Source organism: Trueperaceae bacterium (assembly GCA_036381035.1).
GTDB lineage: Bacteria > Deinococcota > Deinococci > Deinococcales > Trueperaceae > DASRWD01.
Genome location: DASVDQ010000084.1, coordinates 19,335 through 39,035 on the forward strand (window position 1 = coordinate 19,335; position 19,701 = coordinate 39,035).

At 74.2% G+C, this 19,701-nt stretch carries 14 protein-coding genes; 4 read left to right on the forward strand and 10 right to left on the reverse strand.

All coding sequences use genetic code 11. From position 1 onward, the window contains the following. Positions 1 to 24 precede the first annotated feature (24 nt). The gene (locus tag VF202_09825; protein HEX7040400.1) at positions 25 to 3,288 is read right to left on the reverse strand and encodes a tetratricopeptide repeat protein; all 3,264 of its coding nucleotides are present in this window, start codon (positions 3,286 to 3,288) and stop codon (positions 25 to 27) included. 361 nt (positions 3,289 to 3,649) lie between these two features. Between VF202_09825 and VF202_09830 the strand changes: the two genes are divergently transcribed. Beyond that, positions 3,650 to 5,191 (forward strand): hypothetical protein, encoded by a 1,542-nt coding sequence (locus VF202_09830; protein HEX7040401.1) that lies wholly within the window; start codon positions 3,650 to 3,652, stop codon positions 5,189 to 5,191. A 191-nt stretch (positions 5,192 to 5,382) separates the two neighbouring features. Beyond that, positions 5,383 to 7,491, forward strand: coding sequence for a hypothetical protein (locus tag VF202_09835; GenBank protein ID HEX7040402.1), 2,109 nt, complete (start codon positions 5,383 to 5,385; stop codon positions 7,489 to 7,491). Between the two features lie 87 nt (positions 7,492 to 7,578). Here the strand turns inward: VF202_09835 and VF202_09840 are convergent, their stop codons facing one another. Both VF202_09840 and VF202_09845 read right to left on the reverse strand, forming a co-directional pair. Continuing rightward, complete coding sequence (locus tag VF202_09840; GenBank protein ID HEX7040403.1) at positions 7,579 to 8,307, reverse strand: hypothetical protein; 729 nt, start codon at positions 8,305 to 8,307, stop codon at positions 7,579 to 7,581. Beyond that, positions 8,304 to 9,221, reverse strand: a complete 918-nt coding sequence (locus tag VF202_09845; GenBank protein ID HEX7040404.1) for a VOC family protein — start codon at positions 9,219 to 9,221, stop codon at positions 8,304 to 8,306. Before VF202_09845 ends, VF202_09840 begins: the two co-directional genes overlap by 4 nt. Before the next feature lie 43 nt (positions 9,222 to 9,264). Between VF202_09845 and nagZ the strand changes: the two genes are divergently transcribed. Beyond that, positions 9,265 to 10,758: a beta-N-acetylhexosaminidase gene (gene nagZ / locus VF202_09850; GenBank protein HEX7040405.1), complete on the forward strand. Its 1,494-nt coding sequence runs from the start codon at positions 9,265 to 9,267 to the stop codon at positions 10,756 to 10,758. A 106-nt stretch (positions 10,759 to 10,864) separates the two neighbouring features. Here nagZ and VF202_09855 read toward each other — a convergent pair whose 3' ends face one another. Then, positions 10,865 to 12,139, reverse strand: coding sequence for an MFS transporter (locus tag VF202_09855; GenBank protein ID HEX7040406.1), 1,275 nt, complete (start codon positions 12,137 to 12,139; stop codon positions 10,865 to 10,867). Between the two features lie 248 nt (positions 12,140 to 12,387). On the opposite strand from VF202_09855, the gene VF202_09860 reads away from it, so the two are divergent. Continuing rightward, entirely contained in the window at positions 12,388 to 13,269 is an 882-nt protein-coding gene (locus VF202_09860; GenBank protein ID HEX7040407.1) for an SDR family oxidoreductase, read from the forward strand. 59 nt (positions 13,270 to 13,328) lie between these two features. Here the strand turns inward: VF202_09860 and mnhG are convergent, their stop codons facing one another. The 6 genes from mnhG to VF202_09890 all read right to left on the reverse strand — a co-directional run bounded on the left by mnhG (position 13,329) and on the right by VF202_09890 (position 19,604). Next, positions 13,329 to 13,790 (reverse strand): monovalent cation/H(+) antiporter subunit G, encoded by a 462-nt coding sequence (mnhG, locus tag VF202_09865; protein HEX7040408.1) that lies wholly within the window; start codon positions 13,788 to 13,790, stop codon positions 13,329 to 13,331. A 103-nt stretch (positions 13,791 to 13,893) separates the two neighbouring features. Continuing rightward, positions 13,894 to 14,175: a K+/H+ antiporter subunit F gene (locus tag VF202_09870; GenBank protein ID HEX7040409.1), complete on the reverse strand. Its 282-nt coding sequence runs from the start codon at positions 14,173 to 14,175 to the stop codon at positions 13,894 to 13,896. Next, positions 14,172 to 14,666 carry a Na+/H+ antiporter subunit E gene (locus tag VF202_09875; protein ID HEX7040410.1) on the reverse strand — a complete coding sequence of 165 codons (495 nt, stop codon included), beginning with the start codon at positions 14,664 to 14,666 and terminating at the stop codon, positions 14,172 to 14,174. Before VF202_09875 ends, VF202_09870 begins: the two co-directional genes overlap by 4 nt. Continuing rightward, a complete protein-coding gene (locus tag VF202_09880) occupies positions 14,663 to 16,309 on the reverse strand; it encodes a monovalent cation/H+ antiporter subunit D (GenBank protein HEX7040411.1) in 1,647 nt (548 codons plus the stop codon). Before VF202_09880 ends, VF202_09875 begins: the two co-directional genes overlap by 4 nt. Next, the gene (locus tag VF202_09885) at positions 16,309 to 16,650 is read right to left on the reverse strand and encodes a Na+/H+ antiporter subunit C (protein ID HEX7040412.1); all 342 of its coding nucleotides are present in this window, start codon (positions 16,648 to 16,650) and stop codon (positions 16,309 to 16,311) included. Before VF202_09885 ends, VF202_09880 begins: the two co-directional genes overlap by 1 nt. Beyond that, the gene (locus tag VF202_09890) at positions 16,650 to 19,604 is read right to left on the reverse strand and encodes a monovalent cation/H+ antiporter subunit A (protein ID HEX7040413.1); all 2,955 of its coding nucleotides are present in this window, start codon (positions 19,602 to 19,604) and stop codon (positions 16,650 to 16,652) included. The genes VF202_09885 and VF202_09890 overlap by 1 nt, the downstream gene beginning before the upstream one ends. Positions 19,605 to 19,701: the final 97 nt, after the last annotated feature.

The window sequence follows — 19,701 nt, forward strand, 5'->3', positions numbered from 1 at the left end:
GCCTGCCGTTCCGCCAGGACGCGTTCAGGAAGCTGTTTCCCCGAAGGACGGCGCCCGACCCACCGCCGCCACCACGCGGTGGTAGTCGGCGGCGAGCTCGCGGCCGGCGGCGCTCCTGTCGGGACCCACGCGGGCGCGCGCCGCGGCGGCCTCGTCGAGGAGCCGCGACGCCGCGGCGGCGTCGCCCAGCTCGAACCGCGCCACGACCCGGCCCTCTAGCGCCGTGGCGACGAGGAGCGGCAGCGGCAGGGCGCGCGCGACCTCCAGGGCCGCGACGAAGCTCGCGTCCGCCGCGGACGCCCGGCCCCGCGCCAGGTGGAAGCGGCCCAGCGCCAGCTGGGTCTCGGCCAGGCCCCTGGGGTCGCCGAGCTCCCGCGACAGGGACGCGCTGCGCTCGAAGGCGACCAGGGCGGCCTCGTCGCCGAGGGCCGCCTTCACGGACCCGAGCTGCCGCAGGCAGTCGACCTCGCGCCAACGCATCCTCAGCTGGACGGCCAGCGAGAGGCACTCCTCGGCGAGGGGCAGCGCCGCCTCCGGCCTGCCTGCCTCCAGCTCGGCCTCGGCCAGGTAGCCGAGCGCGTGGCACAGCAGCGCCACGTCGCCCTGCTCGCGGTAGATGGCCGCGCTCTCCTCGTGGTGGCGCCGCGCCCCGGTCGGGTCGCCGGAGCGCCGGGCCACGATGCCGAGGCAGTCGTGCGCCATGGCCTCGCCCCGGCGGGAGCCCGCCTCGCGGTAAGCGGCCAGGGCGCGCGAGTAGGTGCCGCGCGCGAGGTCGAGGTCGCCACGGTCGAGGTAGCGGTTGCCGAGGTTCTTGAGAGCGTCGGCGACCCCGACGTCGGCCCGCACCGCGCGGTAGAGGTCGCGGGCGCGCTCGAGCGCGGCGATCGACTCGTCGAGCTCGCCGGCCTCGTTGAGCACCGACGACAGCACGAACATGGCCCGGGCCTCCTCGGCGGGAGAGACGTGCCGGCGGGCGAGCTCGGCGGACCTCTCGGCTAGGCGCCGCGCCTGCCGCAGGTCGCCGAGCGACAGGCGGAGCTCCGCCAGCGACGTCCCGGCCCACGCCCTCAGCTGCGGGTCGGCGTGCCGGCCGAGGCGCGCGTACGCGTCCGTGAGGTGGCGCTCGGCCTCGTCCGTGAGCCCCATGCGCCGCGCCAGCGTGCCCAGCAATAGCTCGACCTCGGCGCGCGCCGAGGCGCGTCCGCCGGCCATGGACAGGACCTCGCCGAGGGCTCGGTGACCGGCCTCGTACGGCCCCTCCTCCAGGTGGTGACGGCCCAAGGCGGCGGCGAGGCGCAGGGCGCTCTCCACGTCGCCCGCCTCGCGCAGGGTCGCCAGCGCCGCCAGCATGTCGTCGCGGTCGGCCGCCAGTCCGCGGTCGGTGTCCGGCGCCGCCTGCGCCAGCCGGCAGAAGTACCTGGCGTGGGCGAGCGCGGCGTCCCGCGGCGGCCCGCCACGACCTCCCCGCTCCGCGGCGAAGCGCCTGACCACGGGGTGGAGGCGGAAGCGTCCGTCCCTCTCGGGGGTCACCAGCGACCTCTCGACGAGCCCGGCGAGGACCGCCGGGAACGCCCCGGCGACCGCCTCGGCGGCGGCCGCCGTGAAGGCGCCGCTGAAGAGGCTCAGCGACGCCAGGGCCGCGCGCTCGGCGTCCGAGCACTGCTCCCAGGCCTGGTCGAGCGTCGCCCGCAGACGAGAGCCGGCGGGACCGCGTTCCAGCAGCTCGTCGTCGCGCTCGAGCCGCTCGGCGATCACCGCCAGCGGCAGGCTCCGCGCCCAGGCCGCGGCGACCTCGATGGCCAGCGGCGAGCCGCCCACCGCCCGGCAGACGCGAGCGACGGTCTCCAGGTCGTCCTCGCCCAGCTCCAGGCGCGGGGCGATGCGCCTGGCGCGGCGCAGGAACAGGAGCACGGCGTCGTCGGGCTCGCCTCCCGGCGCGTCCAGGCCCAGCCCTCCCAGCGGGTAGACGCGCTCCCAGTCCGCGCCCAGCGGGACCCGCGAGGTGACGAGGACCCGGCACTCCGGGGAGGTCGCCAGCAGGGAGGTGAGGAAGGGGACGACGTCCAGGCGCTCCGCGCCGTCCAGGACCACCAGCGTGGGCCGGCGGTCGAGCCTGACGCGGACCGCCGCCAGCGCCTCGGCCCGTGAACGAGCCTCCAGGCCCAGCGCCGCCGCCAGGGCGGAGGGCACGGCGTCGGCGTCCGCCACGGGCTCCAACGCCACCCAGGCGGTGCCGCCCGGCAGCCGGTCCGCCGCGGCCTCCGCGACCAGGCGCGCCACCGTCGTCTTGCCGTTGCCGCCGAGGCCCGTGATCGTGAGCTGGCGGCCCTCGTCCCCCAGCAGGAGCGCCAGGACCTCGGCCACCTCCTCCTCGCGTCCGACCACCTCGTCCGGGGCGAGGTCCCGGCCGTAGACCGCGCCGACCTCGAGCGCTCGACCCCCGCCGACCTCGAGCTCTCGCCCCACCGCCTCGCCCCGCCGTCCAGCGGACGCGGGCGCCGGCTCGCCCACGGTGCCGACATGGGGCGACGCGCCGCGTCCGCCGCCGGCCAGCGCCTCCATGAGCCGCTCGACACGGGCGCTCGGCAGCATGCCCAGCTCGCGGCGCAGGGTCTCCTCGAACCCCCTCAGTACGCCGAGCGCCGCCGCGTGGCGCCCGGCCGCGGCCAGGCTCTCGGCCCGCATCAGCGCGGCCGGCTCGTCGAGCGGGTCGTCGGCGACGAGGTCGCCGAGCACGAGCTCGGCCCCGTGGGCGTCGCCCTCCTGGGTCAGCTCGGCGGCGCGGGCCAGGACGGCGCGACGCCACTCGCTGCGCAGCCGCTCGCGCTCGTGGCGCAGCCACTCGCCGAGCTCGGGGGACGAGTCGGCGTCGAGGCCGGCGAGCAGGTGCCCCTGGTAGAGGGCCAGCGCGGCGCGCCAGTCCCTGGCCCTGACCGCCGCCTCGAACCTGGCCACGTCGGTGTCCGCGCGCCAGCGCAGGCGGACGGGGGTGCTCTCCAGGTCGTCGGTCCAGCCGAGGGCGCGCGTCCGCTTGAGGAGCTGCCTGAGCGCGTGCCGCGCCTCGGCGTCGGTCCTGTCGGGCCAGAAGCCGAAGGCGACCTCCTCGCGGGGCAGCCAGTCGCCCGCCAGGGCGAGCCGCGCGAGCAGCAGGAAGCGCTTGTCGGGTGCGAAGGGCAGGGCCTCCCGGCCCGCCGGGTAGGCCACGGGCCGGCCGAGGAGCTGCACGCGTGTCGTTCCCGCGGTCCCCGGGTTCGCGTGGCCCCGAGGCGCGGTCGTCGCGGGGGGCACGTCCCGATGCTAGCGCCCGCCCGCGACACGGCCGCGACACGGCGAACGCCCCAGCATCCGTCAGGCAGCGGGGGGGTCGGAGGGAGGAGGAAGGATGGACGCGCAGGCTCGAGGCGTTGGGGGCGGAGGACGGGCCGGGTCCCGGGAGCGTCCGCTGCGACCTCGGGCGCCCGGAGCCGGCCCGCGTCCGCCCGGACCGCTGGACCGGCCGGAAGGACCCCGGGCCCGCTCGCCGGGACCCGGGGCGCGGCTGCCCGGCACGGCGCGCTGGGCGGCGGCGCTCTGCCTACTGGCCGCCGCCTTGGTCTCATGCGGGCAGCCCGCCCCGCCGCCCGACGGGGGCGGGGGAGGCGCCCTCGCCGTGGAGATCCTCGGGCTGCCGGCCGGGGCCGCGGCGGACGTGCGCGTCACCGGCCCTGGCGGCTACGAGCACGAGCTGACCTCGCCGGCGACGCTGAGCGCGCTGGCGGCCGGCGAGTACACGCTCGACGCCGCGGCGGTGGCCACCGCGCAGGGCGTGGCCATCCCGTCGCCCGCCTCGCAGACGGTGGAGGTCGCGGAGGGCTCCACGGCGCTGGCGCGCGTGACCTACGCGCTGCAGGACGCCAGCTACGGCGCCATCGCGGTCGACGTCAACGGCCTGCCAGCAGGCGCGGTCGCCACGTTCGACGTCGCGGGGCCGGAGGGCTTCACCGACTTCGTCAGGTCCGGCGAGGTCCTGGGCGGACTGCCGCCCGGCGAGTACCGGCTCAGCGGCAGGAGGGTCGTCGCCACCTACGGCTACGAGCCCGCCGACGAGACGGTGACCGTGACGGTCGCGACCGGGGCGGTGGCCGAGGTGCAGGTGGCGTACGCGGCGGTGACGGGCGCCATCGCCGTGTCGATCGACGGGCTGCCTGCGGGCGTCGCGGCGGGCGTCGTCCTCTCCGGGCCCGAAGGCGATGTCGCGGTCGACGCGGCGCGGACCGTCGCCGACCTGCCCCCGGGGACGTACGACTACGCGGCGCCCGACGTGGCCACCGCCCCGGACGAGACGACCGGCCTCACGGGCTTCACCTACCAGGCGGTGCGGGCGAGCGTCGGCCCCATCGAGGTCGCGGCCGGCGAGACCGCCGAGCTCGACCTCGGCTACGAGCCCGTGACCGGCAGCCTGCTGCTGCTCGTGCGCGGGCTGCCGGCCGGCACGCCCGCGGACATCACCGTCGCCTTCCCCGGTTCGCCGGTCGTGGTCAAGGTGACCGGCACCGGGGCGCTCAACAACCTCACCTTCGAGGGAGCCGACATCGACGTCGGCAGCGTGACCGGCGACCACCTGTACGAGGCCGATCCCGTGGGCGACGTGCCCATCTCAAGCGGCGAGGTGACCGTCGTCGACGTGGAGTACCACCCGCTGACGGGCACCGTCGTCCTGCGGGCCACGGGCCTGCCCAGCGGCGTCTCCCCCGACGTGAGCCTCCTCGTGGGCGGCGTGGAGCTGGGCGGGACCATGCCGTACGAGGTGGAGCTGCGGGCCGGCACCTTCCCGGTCACGCCAGAGGACCCGGTGCAGGTGTCCGGCCAGTCGTACCAGGTCGTCCGTGGGCCCCTGTTCGTCGACGTCGTGGCCGGCGAGGTAGCCGACGTCGTCTTCGACTACGCGATCGTCGGCGACCTGACGGTCGAGATCACGGGCCTGTCCGACAGGTTCGACGGTGACGTCAGGGTCACCGGCCCGCGCGGCTTCGATAGCGGGCGCATAAGGAGCACCACGGTGTTGACAGACATACCGATAGGCGAGTACGAGGTCGTGGCCAACGACATCTCGGTCATCTACTACGCCGACCCGCACTACCAGACCGTAGTGCTCGATGCTGACGGCGCCACCGTCACCGTGCGCTACAGGGAGCCGGTGATCGACCCGTGAGGCGGCGACGTCTCGCGGACCCGGCGCGGCGTCTCCGTCGTCGCGCCCTGAAGCGGCGGCCCTCGCGAGCCCCGGCGCGGCGGCCCCGCGCGGGCCGCGCCCACCGGAGGCTCCTCGCGGCGTGGGGCCTCGCGCTGCTCGCGGCCTGCGGCGCGCCGACGCCGCCGCAGGAGCCGCCGAGCGAGCCGATCGTGCCCGAGACCACGGTGGTCCTCGGCGACCAGGAGCGGTCGGCCCTGCTCGAGGTGCGGGACGACGGCACGCTGCTCTTCGCCGCGGACGCGGCGCCGGCGCTCGACGACGAGTCGGTGGTCGTCAGCGAGCCGACCGCGGCGGCCCCCAACGGCCTGCTGCGGAAGGTGACAGGCGTGAGCGAGCAGGGCGGGCAGGTCGTCGTCGAGACCCGCCAGGCGAAGCTCGAGGAGGCCGTGTACCAGGGCGAGGCGCACGCGGAGTTCACGCTCTCCCCCGCCGACGTGGCGTCCGCGACGCCGCTCGCCGCGGGCGTGACCCTGGGCCAGGCGGAGGCGCGGCGGCCGGCCGGTGACGAGGCCGAGAGGGTCCGTGGCGCCGCCGGCGCGGCGGGCGACGCCGCCGAAGCGGCCGAGGCCCCTCCGCCCCACGACGGCGCGGTCGAGGCCCCAGCCGGCGCGGCCGAGGCCCCGGCGCCGGCCGCCGACGCCAGGTTCGAGGTGGGCTTCGACGACGTCGTCGTCTTCGACCTCGACGGGGACGAGGCGACGAAGGACGACCAGGTGCGCGTGAGCGGCGAGGTCGGCTTCGAGGCCTCGTTCGACCTCGACATCGACCTCGACTACGACTTCCCCTTCGACGTCGACCTCGAGTTCAGCGTCAGGGCCGGCCTCGAGCAGAGCGCCGAGCTGGAGGTCGAGGGCGACCTGGAGGGCGAGCTCGCGGGCGAGGTGGAGGTCGCGCGCTACGACTTCGACCCCATCGTCATCTACCTGGGGCCGGTGCCCCTCGTGTTCACGCCGCGCCTCACCCTGCTCCTCTCGGCCAGCGGCGAGCTGAGCGCGCACGTGACCTACCAGGCGACGGAGGAGGCGGTCGCCGCCGTGGGCGTGGCGTACGACGAGGACGAGGGCTTCGAGGACCTCAGCGACCTGTCGCTCGACTTCGGCGGCGAGGGCGCCGACTTCGAGGCCCGGGCGCTCGTGAAGGGCAAGGCCAGCATCAAGTTCGACCTGTTCCTCTACGGCCTCGTGGGCCCCTACGGCCGCCTCGACGCCTACCTGGAGCTCGACGGCAAGGTCCCGCGCTCGCCCACCTGGCTGCTCTACGGCGGCGTGGACGGCTGGATCGGCATCGACAGCGTGGACGTGCTGGACATCAGCTACGACAAGAAGGTCCTCGAGTACCGCGAGGAGATCGCGCGGGCCGGCAACGGTCCCCCGACCGTGGAGATCACCGCCGGCGGCGGCGAGAAGCAGCTCGACGTGCCGGTCACGTTCAGCGCCCGCCTCGTCGACCGCGAGGACGGCAACGACTGCTGCGCGGCCACCTGGACCTCTGACGTCGACGGACAGCTCGGCACCACCTCCGGCTCGTTCCCGCGCCTCGATCACACGTTCACCACGCCGGGCACGAGGACGGTCACCGTCAGGGCCGTGGACGCGGACGGCGCGATCGCCAAGGACACCGTGGCCGTGACGGTGGTCAACACGCCGCCGACCCTCGGCATCGACAAGCCGACCGCGGGCGAGGAGGTGTACGCGGGCCTGCCTTACGTGGTGCGCGGGACGTCGCACGACCCGAACGAGCCGGACCAGAGCCTGGCCTGCGAGGCCCTCCACTGGTCGAGCAGCCTCATCACCGACGACGTGCCCGCCGCCGGCTGCGAGATCACGGCCACCTTCGACCCTCCCGGAACGCGCACGCTGACGCTCTCCGCCACCGACTCTCACGGCGCCGCCTCCACCACCTCGGTCTCGTTCGTCGTCGTCGAGCCGCCCGCGGTCACGCCGCCGGCGGTGAGGATCGTCAGCCCGCGGAACCGCGCGGTCATCGACCCGGCCGAAGAGGTCCTGCTCGAGGCGGAGGCGACAGACCCCGAGGGCGAGGCCCTCACGTACGAGTGGTCGCTGACCTACCAGACGACCTCCGGCCCCGAGACCGTGCCGGTCGGCACGGGCAACGGCATCACCTGGGTGCCCGAGGAGACCCTCGACCTGGGGTTCTGCGAGGTGAGCCTCTACGCCCAGCTCGACGCGGCGGTCACCAACGAGTCGGGGGCGACGGGCAGGGACTACGTGCAGGTCTGGATCCTGCGGATCTGCTGAGGCTCCGGTGCGCTGGGCCTCTCGGAGCCGGCCGGCCCGTCATCGGGCCGGCCGGCCCGCTTCCGGCCCGGCCTCCGCGCCGTCGCGCTACCGGAACAGCGACTCGTCGATGGGCTCGTTGATCGTGACGCTCTCGTAGCGGACGGAGCCGAACGGCGTGGCCGCCCCGCCGCTGACCTCGTAGATGTCGGCGTCGTAGAACAGCCCGCCCTCCACCTTCGGCTCGCCGGTGAACACGTAGACGAGGTCCGTGCCCTCGGCCGGTACGACCTGGCCGATGAGGCGGCCGGAGTCGTCGAACACCCAGCGGATCGTGCTGGCGTCGATGCCGGCGCCGGGGACGCCGAAGTCGCCCGTGTACGTGACCTGGTGGCCGGCGAGGACGTCGGCGTAGCTGACCACGCCGTCGTAGGTGGCCACGGCGTCGGGGTCGTCGAGGAGGTTGGCGAGACCGTCGTGGTCGAACGCGCCGTCGAACAACGAGTCCATGCCGGGCGGGACGGGCAGCGACATGCCGTCGATCTTCATGACGGTGGCGCCGTCCTGGTGGACCATCGTCGTGGCCATGCCCTCGATCTCCGAGACCGCCGCGGCGCGCTTGCCCGGGAAGTCGATGACCATGCGCATGGTCGTGACGAGCTCGTCGCCGTCGTTGTAGAGGGTCATCGTCATGGTCTGGTCGAGCGTCGTGACCTCGCCGGCGCCCCGCCCGGGGTTCATGCCCTCGAGGAGCTCCCTGGCCCTGTCGTCGACCTGCGCCTGGGCGAGGCCCGCCGCGAGCAGCAGGGCGACGACCGCGAAGGTTCGCTTGTTCATGGCCTCAAGCTAGCCGATGGGCCGAGGACCAGGAAGTGCACCTGCGTGCCCCAGGGGTCCGCGGCGGTGACCGTGTCCCCGTCGTCCCCGGGGGCGCCGGTCCCCGCGTCGGCCAGGCGCCGCCTGAGCGCCGCCAGGTCCGCCTCTTCCACCAGCACCTCGAACGACTCGAGGCCGAGGGCGGGTACCCGCGGGCCCGCGCCGCGGCTCTCCCAGACGTTCATGCCCACGTGATGGTGGTAGCCGCCGGCCGCGGCGAACAGGGCGCCGCTCCAGCCCGCGGCCGTGACCTCGAAGCCCACGCGGTCGACGTAGAAGGCCCTGGCGGACGCCAGGTCGCCCACCTTCAGGTGCACGTGGCCCACCCGCGCCGCCGCGCCCACCGGAGCCCGCGGCTCGCCGGCCCCCTGGTGGTGCTCGCGGATGAAGGCGTTCGGGTCGAGCGCGAGGGAGTCCATGGCGACCTGCCCGTCGTCCCAGCGCCACCTGTCGCGGGGGCGGTCCCAGTACAGCTCCAGGCCGTTGCCCTCCGGGTCCTGGAGGTAGAAGGCCAGGCTCACCAGGTGGTCGGCGCTGCCCGCGTAGCGCCCGTCGGCGCGCGTGGCCGAGGCGTAGAGCGCGGCGGCCAGGTCGGCCCGGTCGGCGAAGAGGACTGCGACGTGGTACAGGCCGGCCGACCGCGGCGGCGAGGGAGCCAGCTCGGGCCGGTGCACGAGCGCGAGGACCGGCTCGCCGCGGCTGCCCAGCACGCGCTCGCCGTCCCGCTCGGCGACCACCTCGAGCCCCACGCCCTGCTCGTAGAAGGGGCTGACGCGCTCGAGGTCGCGCACCCGCAGACGCACCGCGCCCAAACGCGTGGCCGGCCCCAGCTTCCCGTCGGCCGGTCCGCCCGGCGCCGCTCCGCTCTCCGCCATGGCCCGCATCATGGACCGGCGGAGGACGGGCCATCATGGGCGCGTGGACGAGCCACCCCTTGCCGTCGGCGGCGAACGCCTGCCGCTGATGATCGACCTCTCCGGACCGGAGGTGACGCCCGACGAGCGCGCCCTGCTGGCCGAGCGACGCGTCGCCGGCGTCTGCCTCTTCGGCCGGAACGTGCGCGACCGCTTCCAGGTCGCCGACTACGTAGCCGCGCTGCGCGACCTGGCGGGCGAGGACCTCGTCGTGGCCATCGACCAGGAGGGCGGCGGGGTCGTGCGCCTCTGCGACGTCCCCGTGCCGCCGGCGGCCATGGCCCTCGGCGCGGCCGACGACCCCGGCCTCACCCGCGCCGTCGCGTCGGCGGCCGCGCGCGGACTGCGCTCCGTGGGCGTGAACCTCGACTTCGCCCCCGTCGCCGACGTGAACTCCAACCCCGCGAACCCGGTCATCGCCGACAGGTCGTTCGGCTCCGACCCCGCGCTGGTGGCGCGGCACGTGGCGGCGTTCGTCGAGGGGCTGCAGGCGGAGGGCGTGGGCGCGACGCTGAAGCACTTCCCCGGCCACGGCGACACCGGAGTGGACTCGCACCTCGACCTGCCCACTGTCGCGAGGCCGCTCGAGGAGCTGCGGCGCGTGGAGCTGCCGCCGTTCGCGGCGGGCGTGCGGGCCGGAGCGTCCGCCGTGATGAGCGCCCACATCGTGGTGCCGGCGCTCGACCCCGACCTGCCCAGCACCCTCTCGCCGGCGGCGCTGCGCGGCCTGCTGCGCGAGGAGCTCGGCTTCGACGGCGTGATCGTGACCGACGCCCTGGACATGCGCGCCATCAGCGACAGGTGGCCGGCGCCGGCAGCGTCCGTGATGGCGCTGGCGGCCGGGGCGGACCTCCCGCTGACGCTGGGGACCGTACGGCAGCACGACGCCACGCTCCGCGCCGTCGACGCGGCGCTGGCGGAGGGTCGCCTCGACGCCGCGGAGGTCGCGGCCTCGCTGGGACGCGTGGCCCGCCTGTCCGCGCGCTTCTCCGGCCGCCGCGGCGACCCCGCGGACGCCTGGCGGGACGGCGACGAGGCGCTCCTGGCCGAGGCCGCGCGCCGGGGCCTCGTCGTGACGGGCGAGCCGCCCCGCCTGTGGCCGGGCGCGACGGTGCTGCTGGTAGCCAGGCCGCAGGTGAGGGCCTCGGCGGCCGCGCAGGTGACGGTGCGTCCGGCCGACCCGCTCGAACGGGCGTTGCGGGAGCGCGGCGTGGCGGTGAGACGCCTCGATCCCACCGAGCCGCGCGGCGACCTCCGCGCCCTCCTCGCCGGCGCCGACGCGCTTCTCTACGCCTCCACCACGCGCACGCTGCCGCCGCGGGAGGAGCTGGACGCCGCCTCCGGCCTCGCGTCGGCGGCCGGCGGCGCGGGCGTGCCGTTCGTGCACATCGCGCTGTGGAACCCGTACGCGGCCGAGCGCGTGCCCGGACCGGCGATCGTCGCGTTCGGCTTCCGCGACCTGCAGGCCCGCGCGGTGGCAGAGAGGCTCGTCGGCTGAGGAGCGGAGCGTCGCACGGACGCGAGGCCCCCCTGAGGCAGCAGGCCCGCGCCTCAGTCAGACGGGGCGCGTGCGGCGGTCAGCCCTCACGCGGCGCGCCGGCGCCTCAGGCGGTGCTCGCGGTCGTCTCCGCCGCACGCCCCTCGACGCGACGGCGCTTGGCGGCGGTGACGAGCGCCGCGCCCACGACCATCGAGACGGCCAGCGAGTAGAACAGCGCCCTGTTGCCGAAGACGTCCATCATCGCGCCCACCAGCGGGGGGCCGGCGATCGAGGCCGCCGAGCCGAACAGGTAGTACATGCCGGTGTAGAAGCCAGTCTGCGCCTCGCCGCCCTGGTTCACGACCAGCGGGTAGGCCGGCACCTGCACCAGCGCCCAGGCGGCGCCGCCGAGGGCGAGCACGACGCGCGCCGAGGAGACGTCGGCGACGAGGGTGGCGAGGACCGCGGCCACGGCCATCGTCAGGGCGCCGATGCGCATGGTGCTGGCCGACCCGATCCTCCGCGCCAGCAGGCCGGCGGGCACCGCCGCGGCGACGTAGGCGATCATCGTGGCCGCGATGGTCGGCCCCGCCATGCCGGCCGAGATGCCCAGCGTCTGCGTGGCGAAGGTGCTGAACTGCGCCTCGAGCGCCGAGTAGCCGAAGAAGACGGCGAACACGGCGAGCAGCAGCACGCCGGCGCCGCCCCTCTCCTCCACGACGAGCTGCCTGACGTCGCGGAACAGGCCCTGCAGGGCCGGCGCCTCCTCGGCCGCGGCGCCGCCCGTGGCGAAGGGCGGGTGGCGGTCGGCGGCGAGCAGCACGAGGACCAGGGCGATGACGATGAGCACGCCGCCGCCGGCGAAGGGCAGCCAGTGCGCGGCGTCGAACAGCGGCGACAGCAGCAGCAGGCCGATGGCCCCGCCCGCTGCGGCCATGAGCGTGATGACCCCGTTCGCCGAGCTCCGCTCCCGGGGCGGGACGTGGTCGGGCATCAGGGCCACGAGCGGCGCCCGGAACAGCGTGATCGTGAGCAGGAAGACGACGTCGACGGAGAGGAGCGTCCACAGGGTGGCGTCGGCCAGCGGCAGCGCCGTGAACAGCAGCGCCGAGAGGGGCATCGCCGCCAACAGGAACGGGATGCGCTTGCCGAGGCGTCCGCCCAGGCGGTCGGACCAGGCGCCGACGACGGGCAGCATCAGCACGGCGATGACGTTGTCGAGCGCCATGATCGTGCCGCGCACCCCGGCGCTCGCCACGAACTGCGCCAGCAAGAGCGGCATGAAGGTGTTGTAGAGGGCCCACACCGCCGCCAGGCCCAGGGAGCCGGAGCCCAGGCCCATGAGCCTGAGCGTCGAGATGCTCCTGGCGCGCTCGGCGTGGGAGACGGCCCGCGGCATGCCCGGCGATGTTACGACGGTCGGTCCGGGCCTCTCGACCGAGGCGGCTTCACCAGGCCTTCGTCCTCGGGCCCCGGCCACCGTATGGGACGGGTCGCCGGCGCCGGGCTGGAGACCTGCCGGTGGGGTGGTCGGGGACCCCCAGGGGGGCGGGCGGCAGGCCCGTCCGGGGACCTGCACGACTCCCACCCGCGCGTCATCGTTCCCACGGGCGCGGTCCCTACGTTGGGCGGCGAACGGAGGGGGCCATGAGCGAGGGCGAGACAGCCAAGCTGCGCGAGCGCGGCGGCATGCCGGCGCAGGAGCAGGACAGGCAGCCGGGACGAGAGCACGAGATGGTGCCCGCGCCCCAGTACGAGGGCGCGGAGTACAAGGCGGCCGGCAAGCTCGAGGGCAAGGTCGCCGTCATCACCGGCGGCGACAGCGGCATCGGCAGGTCGGTGGCGGTGCACTTCGCGAAGGAGGGCGCCGACGTGGCGATCCTCTACCTCGAGGAGGACCGGGACGCCGCGCAGGTGAAGGAGGACGTCGAGGCGCTGGGCCGCCGGGCGCTGCTCATCAGGGGCGACGTGGGCGACCCGGGGTTCTGCCGGGAGGCCGTGGAGAAGATCGTCGCGGAGCTCGGCCGCGTGGACGTCCTCGTGAACAACGCCGCCGAGCAGCACGACGCGCACGCTCTCGAGGAGATCAGCGACGAGCAGCTCGCGAAGACGTTCAGGACGAACGTCTTCGCGCAGTTCTACCTGACGCGGGCCGCGCTGCCGCACCTGCAGGAGGGCGCGAGCATCATCAACTCCACCTCGATCACGGCCTACCGGGGCAGCCCGCACCTGATGGACTACGCCGCGACGAAGGGCGCGATCCTCGCGTTCACCCGCTCGCTGGCGACGAACCTGGCCGGCCGGGGGATCAGGGTCAACGCCGTGGCGCCGGGCCCCATCTGGACGCCACTGATCCCGGCGAGCTTCCCGGCGGAGGAGGTCGCCCAGTTCGGCGTCGACCAGCCGCTGGGTCGACCCGGCCAGCCCGAGGAGGTGGCGCCGGCCTACGTCTACCTGGCGTCCCGCGACTCGTCCTACGTGACGGGCCAGACGATCCACGTCAACGGCGGGGAGATCGTGGGGGGCTGAGGACGGGTCCGGGCTGGCGACTTCGCGTGAGCCGCGGTCGCCGGCGGTCCCACGGCCCGTCAGTCCCGACCGTAGTCGGCGTCGCCGTCGCCGGCGTCGACCTCCCCTCTCGCCAGCGCGGCGGCCTCCTCCTGCGCTGCGGCCAGCGCCGCCGCCTCCTCCTCCGCGGCCGCGCGGTCCTCGGCGGCCATCGACTTGTCGTAGGCCTCGGCCCGGTCGCGGAACAGGGCGGCGCGCGCCAGGAGCATCATCGAGACGGGCAGGGTCAGGGCGACGAAGAACAGGAGCAGCACCTCGTGCACCACGGGCCGGGTGCGCAGGACGCTGAAGGTGACGATCGAGGCGAGCGCCACGCAGGCGAGGCCGAGGCTCGCCGAGAGCGTGGGCGGGTGGACGCGGTCGTAGAAGGTGCGCATCCGCACCAGGCCGGTCGCGCCGATGAGCGCCACGGCCGCGCCGCCCAGGGCCAGCACGCCCACGACCAGGGCGACGAAGGGCGGGAGGTCGGGCGCCAGGTTCACGCTTCGGCCTCCGCTCTCGGGCGCGCGGGCCGCGTCGCCGGGTCACCCCGCCGCGCGGGCCGCGTCGCCGGGTCACCCGGCCGCGACCGGCGTTCGGCGCGCGTCACTCGATCACCTCGCCGCGCATGAGGAACTTCGCGACCGCCGAGGTGCTGACGAAGCCCGTGAGGGCGATGATCAGAGCGGCCTCGAAGTAGAGCTCGGTGCCGGTCCTGACCCCGAGCATGACGATCGACAGCAGGCCGTTGACGTAGAGCGCGTCGAGGGCCATGACGCGGTCCTGCGCGCGCGGGCCCCTGATCAGGCGGTAGGCGCAGAGCACCAGGGCGACGGCCAAGAGCGCCTGCGCCGCGCCGAGGACGACGGCGAGGACCTCCCGGCTCATCCGAAGATCTCCAGCAGGCGCCGCTCGTAGCGGTTCTTGATCGTCTTGACCCAGTAGGAGGGCTCGTGCAGGTCGAGGACGTGGATCGTCAGCACGCCGCTGCGCCTGTCGTAGGCGGCCCAGAACGTGCCGGGGGTCGAGGTGACGATCGTCGCCAGCGCCGCGAGGGCGTAGCGGTTCCTCAGCTGCAGCGGGATGTTGACGAACCCCGAGCGCGGAGCGCGCCTGGGGCTGAGGATCACCGAGAACATGCGCAGGTTCGAGGCGAGGATGTCGTAGAGGACGACGCCGGTGAGCGCGAGCACCTGGCGCGGCTTGCGGATCGCGGGCGGGTCGGGGTCGAGGCGCAGCATCACGCGCGACAGCGCGGCGCCCAGCGCGACGCCGAAGACGACGTCGAAGGGAGCCACCGACCCTTGCAGCGCCAGCCACATCACGGCCAGGGCCGCGGCCAGCAGCGGGTAGGGGAAGACGCGCTCCAGGAACCTCACGGCATGGTCTCCAGGACGCTGCGGGCGTACTCGACGGGGTCGGCGAGGTAGGCGCTGGTGGCGTCTAGGTAGGTCACGACCGGGCCAGCGAAGACGGTGAGCGCCACGCAGAGGGAGAGGAGGATGCCCACTGGCAGCGCCTCGAGCGAGCGCACCTCGGCGACGTTGTCCTCGCCCGGACGCCAGAAGGCCTCGATGCCCTTGCGCATCAGCGCGATCAGCGTCGCCAGACCGGAGAAGATCACGACGCCGGCCAGCACCCACGCCTCGGGCGACAGCTGAGACTCGCGGGACACCACGCCCTGGACTATCGCGAACTTGGCGAGGAAGCCGGAGAGGGGCGGCAGGCCGGCGAGCACGAGGGCCGCGACGACGAACGCGCCGCCCATCATGGCCGTGCCGGCGGGGATGGCGATCCCGACCTCGTAGCCCTCGAAGTCGGTCTGCAGGCTCGTCTCGTAGTCGTCGCCGAACACGGGTTCCACGACCCCGTCGGTGGAGGGCTCGGCCGGCCGCAGGCGCGCGACGAGCTCGGCGAGCAGGAACGCCGCGCCGGTGGCCAGCGTCGAGCCGATCATGTAGTAGAGCGCCCCGCTGATCACGCGCTGGTCGGCCGTGCCGACGGCGGCGACGAGCGTGCCGGCCGTGACCAGCGTGGCGTAGGAGGCGATGCGCGGGATCTGCGTCGAGGCCAGCAGGCCCATCGACCCGAACAGCACCGTCGCGATGCCGCCGTAGAGGAGCCAGGGGCTGAGGAACTCTACGAGGCCCGTGTCCGGAACGCCGGAGGCCAGCGCGACGAAGCGCAGGAGCACGTAGGCGCCCACCTTCGTCAGGATCACGAACATCGCCGACACCGGCGGCGTGGCCACGGGGTACGAGACCGGCAGCCAGAACGACAGCGGCCACACGCCGGCCTTGGTGAGGAACGCGACGCTGAGGACCGCCAGGCCGGCGCGGAACAGCGTGGCGTCGCCGGGCGAGAGCTCGGCGGCCATACGCATCACGTCGACCATGTTCAGCGTGCCCGTCACGGCGTAGATGACGCCGGCACCCATCAGGAACAGGATCGAGGAGCCGAGGTTCACGGCGATGTACTGCAGCCCGGCCCTCACCCTGGCGCGGCCGGAGCCGTGCAGCAGCAGGCCGTAGGAGCCGGCCAGCAGCACCTCGAAGAAGACGTAGAGGTTGAAGAGGTCGCCCGTCAGGAAGGCGCCGTTGATGCCCATGACGAGGAGCAGGAACAGGCTGTGGAAGCGCGGGCTGACGATCGCCCAGCCGGAGACGGCGAAGACGAACGAGGCGAGCGCGAGCAGGCTCGTGACCATGAGCATCAGCGCCGCCAGCCTGTCGACGACGAGTACGATCCCGAACGGCGCCGGCCAGTCGCCGAGGCGGTAGACGATCACGCCGTCGGCGTCGCCGGCGACCGCGTTGAGGAGGACGAACGAGACCAGCACGAGCGTCGCCATCGTCGCCGCGCCCAGGCCGGCCTTGAAGATGCGTCGGCGCTCGTCGAGCAGCAGCATCAGGGCCGCCACCGCCAGCGGCAGGACGATGGGCAGGACCGGCACGTGCGGCGTGAGGTCGACGAGCTGCCCGGTGATCGGACCGCCGATGCCGCGTTGCGAGAGGTCGACCATCAGGCGCCCTCCTCCCCGTCCACGTGGTCCGTGCCGGTGAGGCCGCGTGACGTGAGGAGGACCACGAGGTAGAGGGCCGTCATCGAGAAGCTGATGACGATCGAGGTGAGCACGAGCGACTGCGGCACGGGGTCGGCGTGCTCGGCGGCGGAGGGCGCGACCACCGACTCGAGGACCGGCGGCGCCCCCACCTTCAGGCCGCCCATGGCGAGCAGGAAGGCGTTGACGGCGTAGGTGAGGAGCGAGAGCCCGAGGATCACCTGGAACGTGCGCGGCCTCAGCACGAGCCACACGCCCGCCGCGGCGATCACGCCGATGCCGATGGCGGTGACGAGCTCCATCACTCCGCCTCGACCTCCTCGCGCGGCGGCTCGGCGCCCTCGCGCGACGCCGGGCGCGGCGCGCGGATCGACTGGTGGGCGAGGGCGACGAGCATCAGCACCGTCGCGCCCACCACGAGGAGCAGGACGCCGAGGTCGAAGAGCATCGCCGATGCCACCGGCACGCTGCCCAGCAGCGGGAAGTCGACGCGCTCGTAGTACGACTTCAGGAGCGGCCGCCCGAACAGCCAGGCGCCGGCGCCGGTGGACACGGCCACCAACAGGCCCGCGCCGATCCAGCGGACCGGCAGCACGCGCAGGCGCTCCTCGACCCAGCGTGCGCCGCGCGCCATGTACTGGAGGATGAACGCGATCGCCATCGCCACCCCGGCGGCGAAGCCGCCGCCCGGGTCGTCGTGGCCGCGCACGAACAGGTAGACCGCCAGGACGCCGAGCACGGGGAACATCAGGTGCATGGCCGTGCGGGCGACGTAGAGGAACTCGGTAGCGGTGTCGCCGACCTCGCGGTCCCCGGCGGCCGCGTCGAAGGCGGCCTGGCGCTGCTGCTGCTTGGTGCCGCCGAGTAGCTCGCGCGGCGGGCGGAAGCGGCGCAGCAGGGCGAACACGGTCAGGGCGACGACGCCCAGCACCGTGATCTCGCCCATCGTGTCGAAGGCCCTGAAGTCGACGAGCAGCACGTTCACGACGTTGTGCCCGCCCGCGCCCTCGTAGGCGTTCTCGACGAAGAAGTTCCGCAGCGAGCCGTCGCGCAGACGGTTGGCGGGGTCCAGCGTCATGCCGGCGTAGGCGAGCACGGCCACGCCGGCGCCGGCGGCGACGGCGACGACGAAGTCGCGCACCCGGCGCGCCCGCGCCCTGATGACCTCGCGGCGCGTCCGCTCCTCGGCCGGCACCTGGCGCGGCAGCCACCTCAGGCCGAGGAGCAGCAGCACGGTCGTCACGACCTCGACGAGGAGCTGCGTCAGCGCCAGGTCGGGCGCCGAGAGCCAGACGAACGACAGGACCATGGCGAGCCCGGTGCCGGCCAGCGTGATCATGGCCGCGAAGCGGTGGAACTTCGCCAGGTAGCCCGTGAGGGACGCGCAGACGGCGCCTATCGCCCACACGGCCACGTAGGCCGGCTCCAGGAGGTCGCTGCGCACGGGCCCGAAGGGAAGGTGCCAGCCGGCGCCCCGCACCGCCTGCAGCGCGAACGGCCACAGGCCGGCGCCGAGCGCGACGAGCGTGAGGAGCAGCATCTGCGGCTGCAGGCGCGCCGTGCTCAGCCAGCGCAGGCCGGCGGTGGCCCCGCGCACGAGGGCCAGGAACGTCAGGTCGAACACGCGCCTCGCCCTCACGCGCCCCGCCCACGGCGGGCCCTCGTCGGGGCTGTCGGCGAGGTACCGCCTGAACGCGGTGTAGGCCGTGGCGCCCGCGGCCAGGGCGATGAGGCTGAGCTGGAGGGCGGGGGTGAAGCCGTGCCACAGCGCCAGCGAGTAGTCGGGCGTGGCGGCGCCGAGCACGCTGCGCACGGCGTTCTCCAGCAGCGGCCCGACGACGCGCGCCGGGAGGATGCCCACGGCCAGCACGACGAGCACGAGCAGCTCGATGGGGAGGCGCATCCAGGCGACCGGCTCGTGCGGCTCCTTCGGCAGGTCCTTGGCGGGCGGGCCGAAGAAGACCTGGTGGATGAACCTCACGGAGTAGACGACGCCGAACGCGCTGCCGATGGTCGCCAGCACGGGCAGGAGGCGGTCGAGGAACGTGCCGCTGTGCACGGCCAGCGTCTCGGAGAGGAACATCTCCTTCGACAGGAAGCCGTTCACCAGCGGCACGCCGGCCATGGCGGCCGTCGCGATGATCGCCAGCGCGCCGGTGAACGGCAGCGCGCGGATCAGCCCGGAGAGCTTGCGGACGTCGCGCGTGCCGGTCTCGTGGTCGATGATGCCCGCCGCCATGAACAGGCCGGCCTTGAACGTCGCGTGGTTGAGGACGTGGAACACCGCGGCGACCAGCGCGGCGGGCGTGGCCAGGCCGAGGAGCAGCGTGATGAGGCCCAGGTGGCTGATCGTCGAGTAGGCGAGGATGCCCTTGAGGTCGTTCTGGAAGATCGCGACGAACGCGCCGAGCAGGAACGTGATGAGCCCGGCCGTGCCGACCCCGAAGTACCAGACGTCCGAGGGCGAGAAGACGGGCCACAGCAGTGTCATGAGGAAGATCCCGGCCTTGACCATCGTGGCCGAGTGCAGGTAGGCCGACACCGGGGTGGGCGCGGCCATCGCGTGCGGCAGCCAGAAGTGGAAGGGGAACTGGGCGCTCTTCGAGAACGTGCCCACGAGGATGAGCACGAGGGTGGGCACGAAGTAGGGGTGGGCGCGGATCTCCTGCGCGGCGGCGAGCACGGCGTCGACGTCGTAGCTGCCCGCGATGCTGCCCAGGACGATCACGCCGAGCAGGAGGCAGAAGCCGCCCAGCGACGTCACGAGCAGGGCCATGCGCGCCCCGTCGCGCGCGTTGGCGTTGTGGTACCAGTAGCCGATCAGCAGGAACGAGAAGAGGCTGGTCAGCTCCCAGCCGAACACGAGCTGGATGAGGTTGCCCGAGAGCACGAGCAGCAGCATCGAGCCCATGAAGGCCTGCAGCAGGCCGAAGAACCGCGGCACCGGGTCCTCGGCCGACATGTAGTAGCGCGCGTAGAGCACGACGAGAGCGCCGATGCCGGCGATCAGCAGGGCGAAGAGCCAGGAGACCCCGTCGAGGCGCAGCGAGAGGTTGAGGCCGAGGCTGGGCAGCCACGTGACCTCGTGCTTGAAGACCGCGCCGCCGGACACGCGCGGGTAGAGCGCGATGACCAGACCGAGCGTCGACAGGGACACGAGCCCGGCCAGCGCCGCCGCGGCCTTGCGGGCGCGCGTGTGCAGGCTGGAGGAGAGCGCGCTGCCCAGGAAGGGCAACACCGTGAGGGCGGTGAGCATGGCGGCGTCTACGGTCATCGCTCGGGAAGCGCGCGCGAGGCGCGCGACCGCATTGTACGGGGTAGGCCGTGAACCCCGATGGGGCGGGTCCGGGCGG